The sequence below is a fragment of the Pantoea sp. SGAir0180 genome (assembly GCF_043546245.1).
The window spans coordinates 611713-629133 of the sequence record NZ_CP028071.1 but is presented as its reverse complement, the minus strand read 5'-3'; the positions used below and the strand labels follow the sequence as shown (position 1 = coordinate 629133).

Here is a 17421-nt window from a genome sequence, read left to right as displayed (position 1 = left end):
TCACTCCTTAAGCGGTAAATTCCAGCGCGGCCTGCCCGGCCAGTGACCAGCTGATACGCTGCCCGGCATGCCAGTTTTCGCGCGCGTGACGCTCGACCTGGATGGGCTTATCCAGGCCAATATCGATCTGCAGGCGTTGAGAGGCACCGAGAAAGGTGCTGGCGACGATACAGCCGTGTCGGGCATAGCGCCCCGCTTCTGCCAGCAGGACATCCTCTGGACGACAGAATCTCACCGGCTGCCCCTGCTCATCGGTTTCAATGCAGTTAATCGCGCCCACGAAGTCCGCCACAAAGCGCGAAGCCGGACGCTGATAAATGGCCTGCGGCGTCGCAATCTGGACCAGGCGGCCCTGCTCCATGACCGCAATGCGGTCGCCCAGTGCCATGGCTTCCTGCTGATCGTGCGTCACATAGACGGCGGTAATCGCCAGCTTTTTCAGCAGATCGCCGATGTCTGCGCGCAGGCGTTCGCGCAGTTTGGCGTCCAGCGCCGCCAGCGGCTCATCAAAGAGCAACACTTTAGGCCGGGCCGCCAGGGCTCTTGCCAGCGCAACGCGCTGCTTCTGACCACCAGAGAGTTTATCGATATGGCGCTGGGCCAGTGCAGTCAGATCGACCAGTTCCAGCATCTCCTGGACTCGTGCCTCGCGTTCGGCACGCGGGATGCCCTGCACTTTCAGGCCGTAGGCCACGTTTTGCGCCACGTTGAGATTGGGAAACAGCGCATAGTTTTGGAACACCATCCCGACGTTACGTTTTTCAATCGGCAAATCGGTCACGTTGCGATCGTCAAACCAGACTTCACCCGGCGCATCGGTACGCTCCAGGCCACTGATAATGCGCAACGTCGTGGTTTTGCCACAGCCCGATGGCCCCAGCAGCACCAGGGTTTCGCCAGCGTGCACGCTGAGATCCAGAGGATGCAGCGCCTGGTGATGCGCAAAACGGCGCGCGCAGCCGCGCAACGTAACGTTAACAGCATCGTTATTCATGCCTTTTCCTCGCTGAATGGCTGACGTGACTGACGTTCAAGCCAGTGATTACAGGCGTTAAGCATCAGCAGCAGGGGTAAAATCATTAAAATGAAGATCAAGGTGTACGCCGAGCCGACTTCCAGCCGCATGGAGGCATAGCTGTCGGCCAGGCCCACAGGCAGCGTTTTGGTCAGCGGTGTATGTAACATCCAGGTAATATTGAATTCGCCGACCGACAGCGTCGTCACCATAAAAGCCCCGGCAAGAATGCCGTTACGGCAGTTGGGAACCACCACGGTGAAAAAACGCTGCCAGAAGCCTGCCCCCAGGCTGGCGGCTGCCTCTTCCAGTCGGGGCAACTGGATAGCCTGCATCACGGCCAGAACCGGGCGGATCATAAACGGCAGCGTAAACAGCACATGGCCAATCAGGATAAAAACCCAACTGTCGCGCAGGCCGGAAAACTGGCCGTACAGCAGGATAATCCCCAGCGCCGTCGCCAGGCCCGGTAGCGCCACGGGCAGCATCAGGCACTCTTCAATACGTGACGACCAGCGCGACGGCGACTTGAGTAATCCCCAGGCGGCGGGCACGCCGACAACCATCGTGACAAGCAAACAGCTCACCGCGATCATCAGCGACAGCCAAAACGTGTCGCTGTACATGTCCCACACCTGTTCAACCCACTTCAACGTCAGCCCGCTACGCAGGCCGACAAAATAGTTTTGCGTGACGCCCGCCAGCATGGATAACACCACCGGCACAATCATGAACAGGGCGGTCAGCGTCGTGATCGCGATTTGCAGCCAGAACAGTCCACGCCGTTTCATGAGGTCTTCTCCTCCCGGGATTGGGTCAGTACACGTGCCAGCATCAATCCCAGCCAGGCCACCGCGCCCATGACCACCGACAGCGCCGCCGCCGTGGCGAAGTTGGCATAGTTAGTAAACTCGCCGTAAATCGTGAGTGGCAGTACGCTCAGGTCGGTGCCCAGCGTAAAGGCGGTGCCGAATGCGCCCATACTGGTGGCAAAACACAGTGCACCGCTGGAGAGCAGTGCCGGTTTCAGACCCGGCACAATCACGTCACAAATAATGCGCCACTGGCTGGCGCCCAATGAGCGAGCGGCCTCCTCCAGCGAACGATCCAGTTTTTCACTGGCGGCGACCAGCGTGACAATGGCACGGGGCAGTGAAAAGTAGAGATAGCCAACAAACAGCCCAGTAAGCGAGTAGGCCAGCGTCCAGCGTTCATGAACCAGTTGCATACTGATCTGCGCCAGCACGCCCTGCCGTCCCGCCAGCATCACCACTAAAAACCCGACCACCACACCCGGGAACGCCAGGGGGAACGTGAGCAACGCCAGTAAGGTGCCGCGCCCGGCGAAGCGCTGGCGAGCCAGGAAACAGCCCACCACGCTGGCAATCGCGAGCGTGACCAGTGTGACCGCCAGCGACAACAGGACAGTGTTAAACAGGCTTTGCAGATACTGGGGCTGGGTAATCACTGTCCAGTAACCACTGTGCCGGGTGCTGCGATCCGGCGTCATGCCCATCTGTAATAAACGGGCAAAAGGCAACAGCCAGAAGGCGGCAAAAAACAGTAAGGCCGGCAGCAGCATCCATGGCCAGTTGGCCCCCTGCTCACGTCGGCGAGACCGGTGGCGCGAGGCCACCGGTAAACCGCTGCGGGCATTCGACAAGGCCATTACCGAATCTCACTCAAATAACGGGCAGAGAAGGCTTTCTGTGCATCAGCCATCTGCTGGTAGTCAACAGTATGGGCGCGCGCGTAATCGCTGTCGGGCAGGAAGCGCTTTTTAGCCTCTGCGGACATCGCAGAAGGCCGCACCGGGCGCAGATAGGCGTTAGCCCAAATCGCCTGCCCTTTATCCGACAGCACGTAGTCCATCACTTTCTTGCCATTGGCAGCATGCGGGGCGTTTTTTACCAGACTGATGACGTAAGGCACCGTCACCGTGCCTTCCTGAGGAATGACAAAGACGACGTTGGCGTGATCTTTATACTTCGCGCGATAGGCATTGAAGTCGTAATCCAGCAAAATCGGGATTTCGCCAGAGATAAGGCGGGCATAGGCGGTTTGTTTAGGCACAATCGGCTTGTTGGCCTGCAGCTTTTTGAACCACGTCAGCGCGGGGGTAAAATCCTGCATCGTGCCCCCTTTCGCCTGGTTCACCGCCACGGCGGCGACATAGCCGACAAACGCACTGGCGGGATCCAGATAACCCACCATGCCTTTGTATTCTGGCTTCAGCAGGTCGTCCCAGGACGTCGGCACCGGCGCGCCGCCCAGAGCATCGACGTTAACCATAAATCCCATGGTGCCAGAGTGCAGCGCGACCCACTTACCCTGCGGGTCTTTCATCCCTGCCGGAACCTGGTCCCAGTTGGCGGGTTTGTAGTCGGTCACCACGCCCGCCTGTGCCGCCTGAATCCCAAAACTGACACCGTAATACACCACATCGGCGACGGGGTTATTTTTTTCGGCGACGAGCTGCGCCAGGGCCTGGCCGGAGTTTTTATTATCCTGCGGCACGACAATACCGGTGTCTTTTTTGATCGCCTGGAGCTGTGTCGCCCAGTCCGCCCATTCCGGTGGGCAGTTGTAGCAAATCGCATTCTCCTCGGCCTGCGCCAGCGGGCTGGATAATGCACAGGCGGTAAGCAACGCCGCGCTGGCAAACAGCGCAATTTTATTGTGTGTAGACATGATGTTTTCCTGATGTTGAAGAATGAAAAATTGCTGCGATGCTCTCGCCTGAACGCAGGTGGTGGTCCAGTAAGCGCGAAGCCTCAACAGACGAATCGAGAAGCATATCGATGGCACAGGCACCCAACCGCTCGCTGGGCTGCACCACGCTGGCCAGTGAAGGCGAAAGCTGTTCACCGATGGCAATACCATCGAAGCCCATAACAGACAGCTGTTGCGGTACGTTAATGCCTGCACGCGCGGCCGCCCCCATCAGGCTGATGGCCAGGAGGTCGTTACTGCAAATTACGGCGGTCAGCGGATCGCTGCCCGTCATCAACGGTAAAAAGGGATCGAACAGGGCGTGAATGTGGCTGGGCATATCAACCAGCGCGCTGGGCGTAAAGCCTGCCTGCTGCATCGCATCGCAATAGCCGAGGTAGCGCTGACGTGCACGGTCAGACTGCAACATCGGCCCTGCCGCCATGACAATATGCCGATGGCCCAGCGCGATCAGGTGCGCAGTGGCTTCTGCCATTGCCCGGCGGTTATCCACACAGACGCTGCGCCAGGCGGTGTTCTGCGGCATGTTATGCGCCAGAACGAAAGGCATGCGGGCTTCAGCCAGGGTGGGTAATACGGCGCTGCTGTCAGCATCTGACACGGTCAGGACCATCCCTGCTACGCGCTGACGCAGCATGTGTTCAACGATCGCCGCCTCACGTTCTGGCTGATAATCCGTTGTCGCGACCAGCAGGCCATAACCCGCCAGCCGGGCCTGGTGCTCCATTGCCTGAAGCTGTAACGCAAACACCGGGTTACTGAGTGATGGCAGCAGTACGCCCAGAGTGGTCGAACTCTGCGTACGGAGCTGGCGCGCAATATGGTTGGGGCGAAAACCCAGTGCTTCCGAGGCATCCAGCACCTTTTTCAGCGTGCCGGGTTTAAGCAGATGGGGATCGGAAAAGGCACGTGCGGCGGTGGCGCGCGAAACCCCAGCCCGTTCTGCCACACGAATTAAGTCACTCATTTCACCCTCGTCAGTCGCCAATGAGATCGATCTCATTGGCGCTTACACTAAAGGCGTTTTATGACATGCACATCGCGGAAAGATGACGTTAAGGTGACAGCGGCGCGCACCGCCATCGCGAGACTTACAGCATCAAAAAGGCATAACCCTGGTTTTGCAGCGTGGCAACGGTGGTGCCGCTGGAGATCGTGTGGGTGACGCGCGTATCAATCCAGTCACGCTCGAAATGGTGAAACGCCACTGACTGATCGCAAATGGACACTTTCACGCCCGCCTTTTCCAGTGCGCTAATTAACTGGAGGTTAGGATTATCCACCCCGTATGCTTTATGAAACTGTTCATTATTCAGTGCGGCGGGAACGGCATCACTGTTAATTGACACGACGAAATTCAGTTTATCTAACGGTACACCTGCGGCGTAATAGAGATTCGTGACGCGTGCCACGCGCTCCAGCCCCAGATTAGGCCGACGAATATCGCCTTCACTGCGATTAATTTGAAAAACAATTTTATTACTGAGATCCGCTACCGTGCCGGGTTTATACGCGGGTGTATCCACATAATGTATTTTTCCATAGCCCTGAATGGCCGGAGTGCTCCAGTAATCACTGGGTTCTGTTTTACTGGCAAATTTACCGCTGACCTTGTCGACTAATACTGGCAACTGCATAACATTCCCGCCAATAAATCCCGCTACCGCCGCTACCACAATAAAGGCTGCTGGTCGCATCACTCACTCTCCTGCTGTTTAAATCTGATGTATACCGTGCTACCGCAACGTCGGCGGCTCCTGAAGATGACGGCGGCTTATCTATATCACAGTGGTACAACGCGGAGAGCAGCTGAAATTCTTAATAGCATTTTGTCGGGACGGCCATAAAATAAAAACGGAGCGTGATAAAAAGTATTTTTTATCGACCGTGTTTTTTCTTTCTTATTTAAGATGGTTCATAAAGCGTGTCACGGTTCCTGATTGGATAACGCGATTTCCTGGCGCTTCCTTGCCAGCCATAAATAGCCTGTCGGCAATAAAGGCATTTTCACCATCAATATTTTTAATTTACCTTTCTGATAATCGTTACGGTACAGGGCCTTTTTTTCAGAGAATACCTGGGAAAATGGCCAGTATGTTCAGTTTTTTTGTTGCTTTTCAGCGCGTCCGCCTTGTGGCTACCCGGCCCGCATGTCAGTCCGCGTGTATCTTTGTATTCGGCCCTTGCGTTTATGCCAACGTTGTCGGCCATTTTCATCCGGACAGGCTGTTATTCAGGCGCTTTGCAGATCATTGTACCGTCAAATTTTTTCGTCAGGTTTGAAGCATTATCACAATCCTGCCGCGCAGTGCGCGCGACAACGTCATTTCATTCTTCATGCCCTGTGGTTAAGATACGCAGGACGCCTCGCTATTCGTGGGTAAAACAGAACATATTAGCGGCTTACCTGTCCCATTCAGGGATTTATTACAGGATTCAGGCATGTTGAACCGGTTAAAAAAAACGCTGATTGCTGCGCTACTCCCTGCACTCACGTTATCCTGTCCGCTGACCTCGCAGGCGGATATCAGCGACTCCCTGCCGGATATGGGCACGACCGCAGGCTCTACGCTGTCGATTAATCAGGAGTTGCAGATGGGGGATTTCTATGTGCGGCAACTACGTGCCAGCGCCCCGCTGATTAACGATCCCCTGCTAAATCAGTACATCAATCAGCTCGGTCAACGGCTGGTTTCTCACGCGGACGCGGTTAAAACGCCTTTCCACTTTTTCCTGATTCAAAATGATGAACTTAACGCCTTTGCGTTTTTTGGTGGCAATGTGGTGTTGCACGCCGCGCTATTCCGCTTCACCGATACTGAAAGCCAGCTGGCCTCGGTGATGGCGCACGAGATCTCCCACGTGACGCAGCGCCACCTGGCGCGGGCGATGGAAGATCAAAAGCGCAATGCCCCGCTGACCTGGGTAGGGGCTTTGGGCTCGATCCTGCTGGCGATGGCCAGCCCACAGGCGGGCATGGCCGCCTTAACCGGTACACTGGCGGGTACCCAGCAGGGCATCATCAGTTTTACGCAGAATAACGAACAGGAAGCCGACCGCATTGGTATTCAGGTTTTGCAGCGCGCGGGCTTTAACCCGCAGGCCATGCCGGACTTTCTGCAAAAACTGGCCGATCAGAGCCGGTTTTCTTCCAAACCGCCTGAAATTCTGCTGACTCACCCCTTACCAGACAGCCGTCTCGCCGATGCGCGCAACCGGGCAAACCAGATGCGCGCGGTGGTAGTCCAGTCTTCTCAGGACTTTTATCTGGCAAAGGTGCGCACGTTGGGCATGTATCCGACCGGCCGTAATCAACTGACCGATGAGTTACTGAACCAGTATGCCAATGGTAATGCACGCGAGCAGCTGGCTTCCCGGTACGGTAAGGCGGTGCAGTTTTTGCAGGCCAAAAACTATGGCGAAGCCAAAAGGATTGTGACGCCACTTTTGGCTAAGCAGCCTGAAAACGTCTGGCTGCTTGACCTGATGACGGATATTGATATCGGCCTGAATCAGCCACAGCAGGCCATTGCACTGTTGACCGCGACGCAGGCGGCTAAAACCAGCCCGGTCGTTCAGCTCAACCTGGCGAACGCTTATGTTGAAGCGAAGCAACCCGCCAATGCCAGCCGCATCCTGAACCGCTATACATGGACACACAAAGATGACACCAACGGATGGGATTTGCTGGCTCAGGCTTCAGCACAGCAGGGCCATACCGACGAAGAGCTGTTTGCCCGTGCCGAAAGTCTGGCCTTAAATGGTCAGATCGCTCAGGCCATCAGTGCCCTGAGCCAGGCCAGTGCCCAGGTGCCGCTGGGGAGCCTGAAACAGGCGCGTTATGATGCGCGCATCGATCAGTTGCGCCAGTTGCAGCAACGCTTTAAGCAATATCAGAAAGGATAAGCAGTATGGTGACGCTTTATCATAATCCCCGTTGCAGTAAGAGTCGGGAAACTCTGGCACTGCTGGAGCAGCGTGGCATCCAGCCGGTGATTGTGCGCTATCTGGAGACGCCGCCCGACAAAGCGACGTTGCAGATTCTGCTGCAGAAACTGGGCATGGAGAGCGCGCGTCAGTTGATGCGCCGCAACGAACCGACCTATACCGCCCTGGCGCTGGATCAGGCAGCGTTAAGCGAAAGCGCTTTGCTGGACGCGATGGTGGAAAATCCCATTCTGATTGAGCGGCCCATTGTGATCAATGGCGATCGGGCCCGCTTAGGCCGTCCGCCCGAGGAGGTACTGGCGATTCTTTAAAGTCCAAGCGTTTCTTTAACAAACGGGATCGTGAGTTTGCGTTGCGCACTGATAGAGGCGCTGTCCAGACGATCCAGCGTATCAAACAGCGTGCGCATCTCCCGATCCAGCCGCTTCAGTAAAAACCGTCCGACGTCTTCAGGCAGTTCGAACCCACGCAGTCCGGCGCGAAGCTGTAAAGCCTGTAACTTATCTTCATCGGAGAGCGGCTGCAGACGGTAGATTTGCCCCCAGTCGAGCCGTGATGCCAGATCGGGTAAATGCAGGTTCAGCTGACGCGGGGGACGATCGCCGGTAATAAAGAGCCGGGTATTGCCGGTTTCCAGGATGCGGTTATAGAGATTAAAAATCGCCATTTCCCAGGCTTCTTCTCCCGCGATGCATTCGATATTGTCGATGCAAACCAGCGGCAGTTGTTCCATGCCGTCCAGCACCTCTGGAACAAACCAGGTGCGCTTATCCAGCGGTACATAGCCCACGGCTTCACCACGCGCGGACATTTCAGCGCAGGCAGCGTGCAGCAGATGGCTGCGCCCTCCTCCTTCGCGCGACCAGAAGTAGAGATAGCTGCCATGTTGTTGGCTTAGCGCCCCCTTGATCGCAGCGATCAGCGAGGGGTTTTCCCCCGGCCAGAAGCTGGCAAAGGTTTCGTTGTCAGGTAGATAGAGTGGCAATGACAATTGTGCCGGCGTGTTCAGAAGCACCTCAGCAAGCGAACAGGCAAAAATCGGGGGCAGTCTATCATAGTTTTTGCGAAGAGATGAATCGGGCGTCCCTGCCCGCGTCTTCAGGCCTTCATCATGACGGTGTGTCGCGTGTCTCTTCTGCATCAAGCACCACTTCTTCCGGGCGCAGCAGGGAAATGACGCGGAAAATCAACGCCAGCGCAACGCCAACCAGCGTCGCCAGCGCCATCCCTTTCAGCTCGGCGGCACCGATGTGCACTTTCGCGCCGCTGACGCCAATGATCAGGATCACGGAGGTCAGAATCAGGTTTTGCGCTTTGTTGTAGTCCACTTTGGATTCGATCAGGACACGAATACCGGAGGCACCGATGACGCCGTACAGCAGCAAGGAGACGCCACCCATGACCGGCACCGGGATCGCCTGTATAGCCGCTGCCAGTTTGCCCACGCAGGAGAGCAAAATCGCGAAAATGGCCGCGCCGCCAATCACCCAGGTGCTGTAAACGCGGGTAATGGCCATTACGCCAATGTTTTCACCATAGGTGGTGTTTGGCGTGGATCCAAAGAAACCCGAGATGACGGTCGATAAACCGTTGGCGAACATGGAACGATGCAGGCCGGGATCACGGACCAGATCACGCTTAACAATATTGGCCGTGACCACCAGGTGGCCCACGTGTTCGGCGATCACCACCAGCGCGGCGGGCAGGATCGTTAACATCGCCACCCATTCAAAACGCGGCGTATAAAACGTCGGTAATGCAAACCACGGCGCATTTTCCACGCCGCGCCAGTCCACAATGCCCATAAAAGCGGAAAGCGCGTAGCCCACCAGCACGCCGATCAAAATCGGGATAATGGCCATAAAGCCACGAAATAACACCGAGCCAAAAACGGTGACGGCCAGGGTGACCAGCGAAATCAGCACGGTTGTCCCGTCAGGCGCATGACCTTCAGCAGGGAGCAGGCCCGCCATGTTTGCTGCGACACCCGCCAGCTCCAGACCAATGACCGCCACGATAGCGCCCATTGCTGCAGGCGGAAACATCACATCCAGCCAGCCGGTACCGGCTTTTTTGACGATCAACGCGACCAGACAGAACAGCACGCCGCAGAGAATAAATCCCCCCAGCGCCACTTCGTAACCCAGCGGCAGCAGGAGTAAAACAGGTGAAATAAAGGCAAAACTGGATCCCAGATAAGCGGGGATCTTGCCTTTACAGATAAACAGATACAGCAGCGTCCCGACACCGTTAAACAGCAGTACCGTAGCCGGGTTGATATGAAAGAGGATGGGTACCAGCACTGTTGCGCCGAACATGGCGAACAGATGTTGCAGGCTGAGCGGAATCGTTTGCAGTAATGGCGGCCGTTCGCTAACGCCGATAGCGCGACGAGTCATTAAAAGTCCCCTTGAGTTGATAGTCTGTTTTTGGTCAAAAAAAAGCCGACTCTCTGGTCGGCTGATGAAGGTTATTGGCTGTTGCGAAAAAAAGCAGCTCGGCCTGCGCCTGCAGGCTGACAGCAAGGTGCTGCATGAAGCCGCCTGAACAGGTCACTATTTGGTGCCGAAAATCTTATCGCCCGCGTCACCCAGGCCCGGAATGATGTAGCCCTTGTCGTTCAGGCCCTGGTCCACGGAGGCGGTGTACAGCTCCACGTCCGGGTGCGCTTTCTCCAGTGCGGCAATGCCTTCTGGCGCAGCGACCAGCACCAGCACTTTAATGCTGCTGCAGCCGGCTTTTTTCAGGAGATCGATAGTGGCGATCATGGAGCCGCCCGTCGCCAGCATCGGATCGACCACCAGCGCCAGGCGCTCTTCAATGTTGGACACCAGCTTCTGGAAATAAGGTACAGGCTCCAGCGTTTCTTCGTCACGGTACACGCCTACCACGCTGATGCGCGCGCTGGGCACGTGCTCCAGTACGCCTTCCATCATGCCCAGGCCGGCACGCAGGATGGGCACAACGGTGATTTTTTTGCCTTTAATTTGATCAACCTGAACCGGGCCATTCCAGCCCTCAATGGTGACCTTTTCGGTTTCCAGATCGGCCGTGGCTTCATAGGTCAGCAGACTGCCCACTTCAGAGGCCAGCTCACGGAAACGCTTCGTACTGATATCATGCTCACGCATCAGTCCCAGTTTATGTTTGACCAGCGGGTGTTTAACTTCCACGATCTTCATTGTTGTTCTCCCGGAGTGAGTTGAGCTAAAAAAAAATCGCGGGATTATACCGCCTTTTTAACATCGCGCCACATGTGCTTGCGCAATCCACCGCATAAAATAAGGATTGATGAAAATTGTCGGGGACGCAATCTGAGACTCGCAAACGTTTGCCTGCGCTGATAGAATTGCCGCGCTTTATATTAAACCACCAACCGCAACTCGCGTGGGGACCTCGCAGTGACCGATAAGACCTCTCTCAGCTACAAAGACGCCGGTGTTGATATTGATGCTGGTAACGCTCTGGTTGACCGTATTAAAGGCGTAGTGAAAAAGACGCGTCGCCCGGAAGTCATGGGTGGACTAGGCGGCTTCGGTGCGCTTTGTGCGCTGCCGCAAAAATACCGTGAGCCTGTGCTGGTCTCCGGCACCGATGGCGTGGGCACCAAGCTGCGTCTGGCGATGGATCTCAAACGTCACGATGCCATTGGTATCGATCTGGTTGCTATGTGTGTTAACGACCTGGTGGTACAGGGCGCGGAGCCTCTCTTCTTCCTGGATTACTACGCGACCGGCAAGCTGGATGTGGACACCGCATCGGCGGTCATCACCGGTATCGCCGAAGGTTGTCTGCAGTCAGGCTGTGCGCTGGTGGGCGGCGAAACCGCTGAAATGCCGGGCATGTATCATGGCGAAGATTACGATGTCGCGGGCTTTTGCGTCGGTGTGGTTGAAAAGTCAGAAATCATTGACGGTAGCAAGGTTCAGGACGGTGATGTGCTGATCGCCCTGGGCTCAAGCGGCCCGCACTCGAATGGCTATTCCCTGGTGCGTAAGATTCTGGAAGTCAGCGGCACCGATCCGTTGGTTGAGCAACTGGAAGGCAAACCGCTGGCCGATCACTTACTGGCGCCGACGCGCATTTACGTCAAAAACATCCTCAGCCTGATTGAGCAGGTGGATGTGCACGCGATTGCTCACCTCACCGGTGGCGGTTTCTGGGAAAACATTCCGCGTGTCCTGCCCGACAATACTCAGGCGGTGATTGACGAGAAAAGCTGGCAGTGGCCTGCCGTGTTCGGCTGGATGCAGCAGGCGGGCAATGTCAGTCGTCATGAGATGTATCGCACCTTCAACTGCGGCGTGGGCATGATCATCGCGCTGAGCCCGGCTGACGCGGATAAGGCCGTTGACCTGATGCGTGCTGCCGGTGAAAACGCCTGGAAAATTGGTGTGATTAACGCCTCAGACTCGGAAGAGCGTGTGGTTATTCATTCATGAAAAAGCTGGTTGTACTGATTTCGGGTAACGGAAGTAACCTTCAGTCCATCCTCGACGCCTGTGCAAACGGGCGTATTCACGGCAGCATCGCTGCCGTGTTCAGTAACAAAGCCTCCGCCTATGGTTTAGTTCGCGCGCAGAAGGCCGGGATCCCGGCAAAAGCGCTGGATGCACGTGACTTTAACGATCGCGACAGTTTTGATCGGCAACTGATGCGTGAGATCGATGCGTATGCACCGGATCTGGTGGTGCTGGCGGGTTATATGCGCATTCTGAGTCCGGGCTTCGTGGCGCATTACTCTGACCGTCTGCTGAACATTCATCCGTCGCTGCTGCCGAAATATCCCGGTCTGCATACGCACCGCCAGGCGCTTGAAAACGGCGATAAGGAGCACGGTACATCCGTGCACTTCGTGACCGATGAACTGGATGGTGGCCCGGTCATTTTGCAGGCCAGGGTGCCGGTGTTTGCTGAAGACAGCGAGGCCGAGATTACCGAACGCGTTCAGCATCAGGAACATGCCATCTACCCACTGGTAATTAACTGGTTTACCGAAGGCCGACTGACCATGCGTGAGGGAAAAGCCTGGCTGGATGGTCATCCCTTACCCGCTCAGGGCTACGCCCACGATTAATGCTCAGGGAGCCAGGCTCCCTGCCCTTTCAACCGTAACGCCCGGTGATGTAATCTTCCGTCCGGCGCACCTGTGGTGTGGTGAAAATCCTGTCTGTGGTATCAAACTCCACCAGCGATCCCTGATGCATAAAGGCTGTGTAATCCGACACGCGTGAAGCCTGCTGCATGTTGTGGGTGACCAGCACCAGGGTGAAATGCTGCCTGAGCGTGCTCATCAGTTCTTCGATCACCAGGGTAGAAATCGGGTCCAGCGCGGATGTTGGCTCATCAAGTAACAGGACGTCCGGCTCAATCGCAATAGCGCGGGCGATAACCAGCCTTTGTTGCTGCCCCGTGGAAAGCGTCAGCGCATTCTGTGCCAGCTGATCTTTCACCTCGCCCCACAGCGCCGCCGCCCGGAGTGCCCGTTCACAGGCTTCATTCAGTACGCGCTTATCGCGCACCCCTTGCAGCCGCAGTCCGTACACCACATTTTCGTAAACCGATTTGGGAAATGGATTGGGCCGCTGAAACACCATCCCGACCCGGCGACGCAGCGCAGAGACATCCTGAGCAGGTCGCATAATCGACTGCTGATCCAGCAGAATGTCCCCTTCAATGCGGCAGCGATCAATCACGTCGTTCATACGATTAAAGCAGCGCAGCAGCGTTGATTTGCCGCAGCCGGACGGGCCAATCAATGCGGTGATGCGATTTTTGGGCAGTTGCAGCGAGACATCCTGAAGCACCTGGCGCTCACCGTACCAGAGCGACAGATGATCAACGGTTAGCGCAATATCAGTTTCGGGCATCATAGTCATCGTCAGTTATTGAGTCATCAGGCGATAGCGTTCACGCAGGCGGTGACGCAGGCCCATAGCTAACAGGTTCAGCAACAGAATAATGAGCACCAGAAGCAGCGCCGTGGCGAAAACCAGCGGCCGGTCGGCTTCGGTATTAGGGCTCTGAAAGGCGAGATCATAGATCTGAAAGCCCAGATGCATAAATTTTCTGTCGAGGTGCAGGTAAGGGAACACCGCATCAACCGGCAGTTCCGGCACCATTTTAACCACGCCCACCAGCATCAGAGGCGCGGTCTCGCCTGCGGCACGTGCCACGGCCAGAATCAGTCCGGTTAACATGGCCGGAACGGCCATAGGCAATACCACGTTCCAGAGCGTTTCGGCCTGGGTCGCCCCCAGCGCCAGCGAGCCCTGCCGAAGACTGTCGGGAATGCGGGAAAGCCCTTCTTCCGTCGCGACAATCACCACCGGCAAGGTCAGCAGGGCCAGTGTCAGCGACGCCCACAGCAAACCGGGCGTACCAAATGTCGGGGCGGGCAAGGTGCTGCTGTAAAACAGCTGGTCCACCGTGCCGCCCACCAGCCAGACAAAAAAGCCCAGCCCAAATACGCCATAAACAATCGAGGGTACGCCCGCCAGGTTGACCACGGCGATGCGTACCAGACGGGTCAACGCGTTGCGTTCCGCATATTCATGTAGCCACAGCGCCGCGATAACGCCCAGCGGCATCACAACTACAGACATCAGCAGCACCATGAGCACCGTGCCAAATATCGCCGGAAACACGCCAAACTCGCTTTCTCCTTCGGCAGGCGAATCGCTAATAAAGCGCCACACCTGCTGGCAGAAATGCCCCATTTTTTGCGTCAGACTCATCGCGTTGGGTTGCCAGGCTTCCACAATCTGCGACAGGGGAATGCGATGATCAGTGCCGTTCACATCGCGCAGAATCAGCGCATCACGCTGGCTTTCCGCTTGCAGGCTGTTCAGCCTGTCATTGAGCTGAAGAAGGCGGCGTTGCAGCGCCGCCTGGTTGGCCTCGTATTCTGACTGCGCCTGCAAATCGAACTGCTTTGCCGCGCGCTGATGCTCAGCCTGATCGTCCAACTGGTCCAGTTGTTCATTCAACCGGGCAATATCGACCCGACGCATCTCGCTGGCCTGCTGCTCGATAAGCTTTACCTGTTCAAGGCGCTGTTGCAGAAGCGCCATAATGTCTTTTGCCGTAAGAACATCATTCTCTTCCCGCAGGCCGACAAACCAGCCATAGGCATTCCCCTGACTGCGGCGCTGCAGCACCATCACGTCGTCCGGCTGGCTGACAATCGGTGCCTGCTGACTCAGCACCGCCCGAAAGTCAGGCGCGGCCCAGTCCCGGTTGCCGGTCTTAATCAGATAGCGATGTACGTCGCCCGGTATGCCGTCTGACGCGGCGGCAGGCGCCGGATAATGCGATTGCCGCTCAAGCGTTTCGCCCAGTACACGGGTTTTGCTGCCATCAGGCAGTGTGAACTGATAGAGATCGACGGGATGGGGCCAGAACGCGCGCAGGCCCTGCCATCCCAGCAGCGCGATCAACAGGGTAAAGGCCAGCAAACAGACCGTCACGGCACCCGCCGTAAGCCAACGCCAGCGATCGTTTTGTCGTATCGCCTTCATGCCTGCTCCTTATACTGGCTAAAACGCAGGCGCAGACGCTGGCGGATAAGCTCGGCAACCGTATTGATCATCAACGTGAAGACCAGCAGCACCAGCGCACTTAAAAACAGAATCCGGTAATGTGCGCTGCCAACGGCCGCCTCAGGCATTTCAATCGCGATATTGGCTGACAGCGTGCGCAGGCCACTGAACAGGCCGCCTTCAGTTTGCGGCGTGTTCCCGGTGGCCATTAAGAGAATCATGGTTTCGCCTACGGCCCGTCCGAAACCAATCATCAACGCGGCAAAAATGCCGGCCGACGCTCCCGGCAGCACGACCCGCGTCAGGGTTTGCCACGGCGTGGCGCCCAGCGCCAGTGAGCCCTGCCCCAGCGACGCCGGAACGCTGAACAGCGCATCTTCCGCCAGCGTAAAAATCATCGGCACCAGCGCAAACCCCATCGCCAGCGCCGCTATCAGCAGATTACGCTGCGCGTAATGCGGCAGCCAGTCACCGGCATCCGGCACGATAAGCGTGGGTAGCCAGAGCGTTAACGCCGCGACAATAAGCAGCACGGGCAGCAGCAGGATAACCTCATAGCCCGGCTGCCGCCAGCGGGCCGGTAAGCGGCGGGCCAGAATACCGCAGCCAAGCAGACTGCCCGCCAGCGTGACCGGCAGCAACAGAATTCCTGTTAATGCCTGACCGACATGGGGCGCTAACCATAATCCGGCAATCAGCCCAATCACCACACTGGGCAACGCCCCCATCATCTCTATCGCAGGCTTCACCCAACGACGTAAACCCGGTGCCATAAACCAGGCGGTGTACATCGCGGCCGCCAGGGCAAGCGGCGTGGCAAAAAGCAGCGCCATACTGGCCGCTTTCAGTGTGCCCACCACCATCGGAATTAAACTGAACTTCGCCTGATAGCTGTCTCCGGCATTGGTGGACTGCCAGACCCAGTCGGCTTTGGGATAGTTTTCATACCAGATTTTTTGCCAGAAGTTACGCCAGGTCACATCCGGCCAGGGATTGGTCAGTTTAAGGGTTTCCCAACCTGACGATCGCTCCAGCAACAGGCTGTCACCCTGCGGCGAAAACTGCGCCTTCAGGATGCCGGGTGCTAACTGGCGTTGCAGAATGGGCCCATCCTGTTTGCTGGCAAAGACCTTAAGCAGTCCGGTTTGATCAAAGGTAGCGAAAACCCGGCGCTGCGCCTCACTGACGATCAGACCCTGTCCGGCGCTGTGTGCGAACGTGCGGATGGCGTGCAGGCGCAGGCCGTTATCGCCAGCAATGGAAAACCACTGCGTAATACCGTGACTGTCCTGAATTAACAGCGTTTGGCCTCCGGCCAGTAACTGCATATGTTGGGGCGCTTCCGGGAGCATCTGCGTTTCCCGCAGCCAGGCCCGCCCGTCATCGATTTGCCAGACCCGCAGCAGGCGGCCTTCGGTGGTGTACAGCAGGTCGCCTTTAGGCGAAAGCACCAGATGCGCAGGCTGCAGACCCGGCAGCTGGATGAGCGCAGCCTGGCGGTTAGTTTCCAGCGTTAACAGACTGACGCCCGCGTCAGTGAGCGCTGCAATCCGCCATTGATCGGGACGAAGTGTGGCGACAGCCATTTCTTTTACGTCGCCCTGGGGCAGACGAAAGCCGCTATCGCCCAACGGAAAATGCCACTCGCCTTCGCCTTTGCTTATCACCGGCTGCAACAGGGTTAAACTGCCCTGTGCGTTGAGCAGCACCGTATCGCCATCGGCGCTCGTTACCACCTGTTGCGGCGCGGGCGTCAGCATCAGCGCGGGCTCAGGCGGTTGGCCATTCAGCGGTATAAATCGTGCCTTGCCATCACGACTGATACGCCAGCCAACGCTGCCTTTATTACCAATGGCCAGTGCGGGCGATGCATCCCAGAGCCGCTGATGACTGAGACTGTGCACACCCGGTGCGCTAAACAACGGCAGGACCACCCAGAGCAACCAAAAGAACAGCAGCATCATCAGTAACAGAATAGCGACCCCGCAGCACGTGACGAGGCGCCGCGTGTAACGGTCAATAGCACGACGTCGGCGATCGCTAAACTGGACGGGAATATGGTTTACGCTCATGCGGCCCTGATTATGCGGCGAAAATGAGTCGCTATGTTGCCCGTAGCGGCTTGATAAGACAACTTTTGCTGTTGGACAAGCCTGCCATACTCTCGCCATAATGCTGATGGAT

The 17421-nt window shown here is 56.9% G+C and carries 16 protein-coding genes; 4 read left to right on the top strand and 12 right to left on the bottom strand.

Translation table 11 applies throughout. The annotated features are described in order from the left end of the window. Positions 1-7: 7 nt before the first annotated feature. The 6 genes from C1N58_RS03115 to C1N58_RS03090 form a co-directional block, all read right to left on the bottom strand. Positions 8-994: an ABC transporter ATP-binding protein gene (locus C1N58_RS03115; protein WP_033740849.1), complete on the bottom strand. Its 987-nt coding sequence runs from the start codon at positions 992-994 to the stop codon at positions 8-10. Next, complete coding sequence (locus tag C1N58_RS03110) at positions 991-1806, bottom strand: ABC transporter permease (protein WP_162286367.1); 816 nt, start codon at positions 1804-1806, stop codon at positions 991-993. Before C1N58_RS03110 ends, C1N58_RS03115 begins: the two co-directional genes overlap by 4 nt. After that, positions 1803-2684 (bottom strand): ABC transporter permease, encoded by an 882-nt coding sequence (locus C1N58_RS03105; protein ID WP_039339926.1) that lies wholly within the window; start codon positions 2682-2684, stop codon positions 1803-1805. Before C1N58_RS03105 ends, C1N58_RS03110 begins: the two co-directional genes overlap by 4 nt. Then, the gene (locus C1N58_RS03100) at positions 2684-3706 is read right to left on the bottom strand and encodes an ABC transporter substrate-binding protein (RefSeq protein ID WP_039339928.1); all 1023 of its coding nucleotides are present in this window, start codon (positions 3704-3706) and stop codon (positions 2684-2686) included. The genes C1N58_RS03105 and C1N58_RS03100 overlap by 1 nt, the downstream gene beginning before the upstream one ends. After that, the gene (locus C1N58_RS03095) at positions 3690-4715 is read right to left on the bottom strand and encodes a substrate-binding domain-containing protein (RefSeq protein ID WP_394564569.1); all 1026 of its coding nucleotides are present in this window, start codon (positions 4713-4715) and stop codon (positions 3690-3692) included. Before C1N58_RS03095 ends, C1N58_RS03100 begins: the two co-directional genes overlap by 17 nt. A gap of 124 nt (positions 4716-4839) precedes the next feature. Continuing rightward, entirely contained in the window at positions 4840-5445 is a 606-nt protein-coding gene (locus C1N58_RS03090; protein ID WP_006120453.1) for a DsrE family protein, read from the bottom strand. A 745-nt stretch (positions 5446-6190) separates the two neighbouring features. Here C1N58_RS03090 and C1N58_RS03085 point away from each other — a divergent pair. Then, positions 6191-7654, top strand: coding sequence for a beta-barrel assembly-enhancing protease (locus tag C1N58_RS03085; RefSeq protein ID WP_033740854.1), 1464 nt, complete (start codon positions 6191-6193; stop codon positions 7652-7654). A 5-nt stretch (positions 7655-7659) separates the two neighbouring features. Further along, positions 7660-8007, top strand: a complete 348-nt coding sequence (arsC, locus tag C1N58_RS03080) for an arsenate reductase (glutaredoxin) (RefSeq protein WP_394564568.1) — start codon at positions 7660-7662, stop codon at positions 8005-8007. Here the strand turns inward: arsC and hda are convergent. From hda to upp, 3 genes are all read right to left on the bottom strand, one after another. After that, positions 8004-8711, bottom strand: a complete 708-nt coding sequence (hda, locus tag C1N58_RS03075) for a DnaA inactivator Hda (protein WP_033740991.1) — start codon at positions 8709-8711, stop codon at positions 8004-8006. The two genes, arsC and hda, sit on opposite strands and share 4 nt — an antisense overlap. Before the next feature lie 94 nt (positions 8712-8805). After that, a complete protein-coding gene (uraA, locus tag C1N58_RS03070; RefSeq protein ID WP_394564567.1) occupies positions 8806-10095 on the bottom strand; it encodes a uracil permease in 1290 nt (429 codons plus the stop codon). Between the two features lie 156 nt (positions 10096-10251). After that, the gene (gene upp / locus C1N58_RS03065) at positions 10252-10878 is read right to left on the bottom strand and encodes a uracil phosphoribosyltransferase (RefSeq protein WP_013026702.1); all 627 of its coding nucleotides are present in this window, start codon (positions 10876-10878) and stop codon (positions 10252-10254) included. Positions 10879-11097: 219 nt separating this feature from the next. Between upp and purM the strand changes: the two genes are divergently transcribed. Together purM and purN are read left to right on the top strand one after the other, a co-directional pair. Further along, positions 11098-12138, top strand: a complete 1041-nt coding sequence (gene purM, locus C1N58_RS03060; RefSeq protein ID WP_033740857.1) for a phosphoribosylformylglycinamidine cyclo-ligase — start codon at positions 11098-11100, stop codon at positions 12136-12138. After that, positions 12135-12773, top strand: a complete 639-nt coding sequence (purN, locus tag C1N58_RS03055; RefSeq protein ID WP_394564566.1) for a phosphoribosylglycinamide formyltransferase — start codon at positions 12135-12137, stop codon at positions 12771-12773. Before purM ends, purN begins: the two co-directional genes overlap by 4 nt. Positions 12774-12801: 28 nt before the next feature. Here the strand turns inward: purN and pstB are convergent, their stop codons facing one another. The 3 genes from pstB to C1N58_RS03040 are packed head-to-tail and all read right to left on the bottom strand — an operon-like array spanning position 12802 to position 17309. Next, positions 12802-13569 carry a phosphate ABC transporter ATP-binding protein PstB gene (gene pstB, locus C1N58_RS03050; protein WP_033740860.1) on the bottom strand — a complete coding sequence of 256 codons (768 nt, stop codon included), beginning with the start codon at positions 13567-13569 and terminating at the stop codon, positions 12802-12804. 12 nt (positions 13570-13581) lie between these two features. After that, positions 13582-15216, bottom strand: coding sequence for a phosphate ABC transporter permease PstA (gene pstA / locus C1N58_RS03045; RefSeq protein WP_205953419.1), 1635 nt, complete (start codon positions 15214-15216; stop codon positions 13582-13584). After that, the gene (locus C1N58_RS03040) at positions 15213-17309 is read right to left on the bottom strand and encodes an ABC transporter permease subunit (RefSeq protein WP_394564565.1); all 2097 of its coding nucleotides are present in this window, start codon (positions 17307-17309) and stop codon (positions 15213-15215) included. The genes pstA and C1N58_RS03040 overlap by 4 nt, the downstream gene beginning before the upstream one ends. Positions 17310-17421 lie beyond the last annotated feature (112 nt).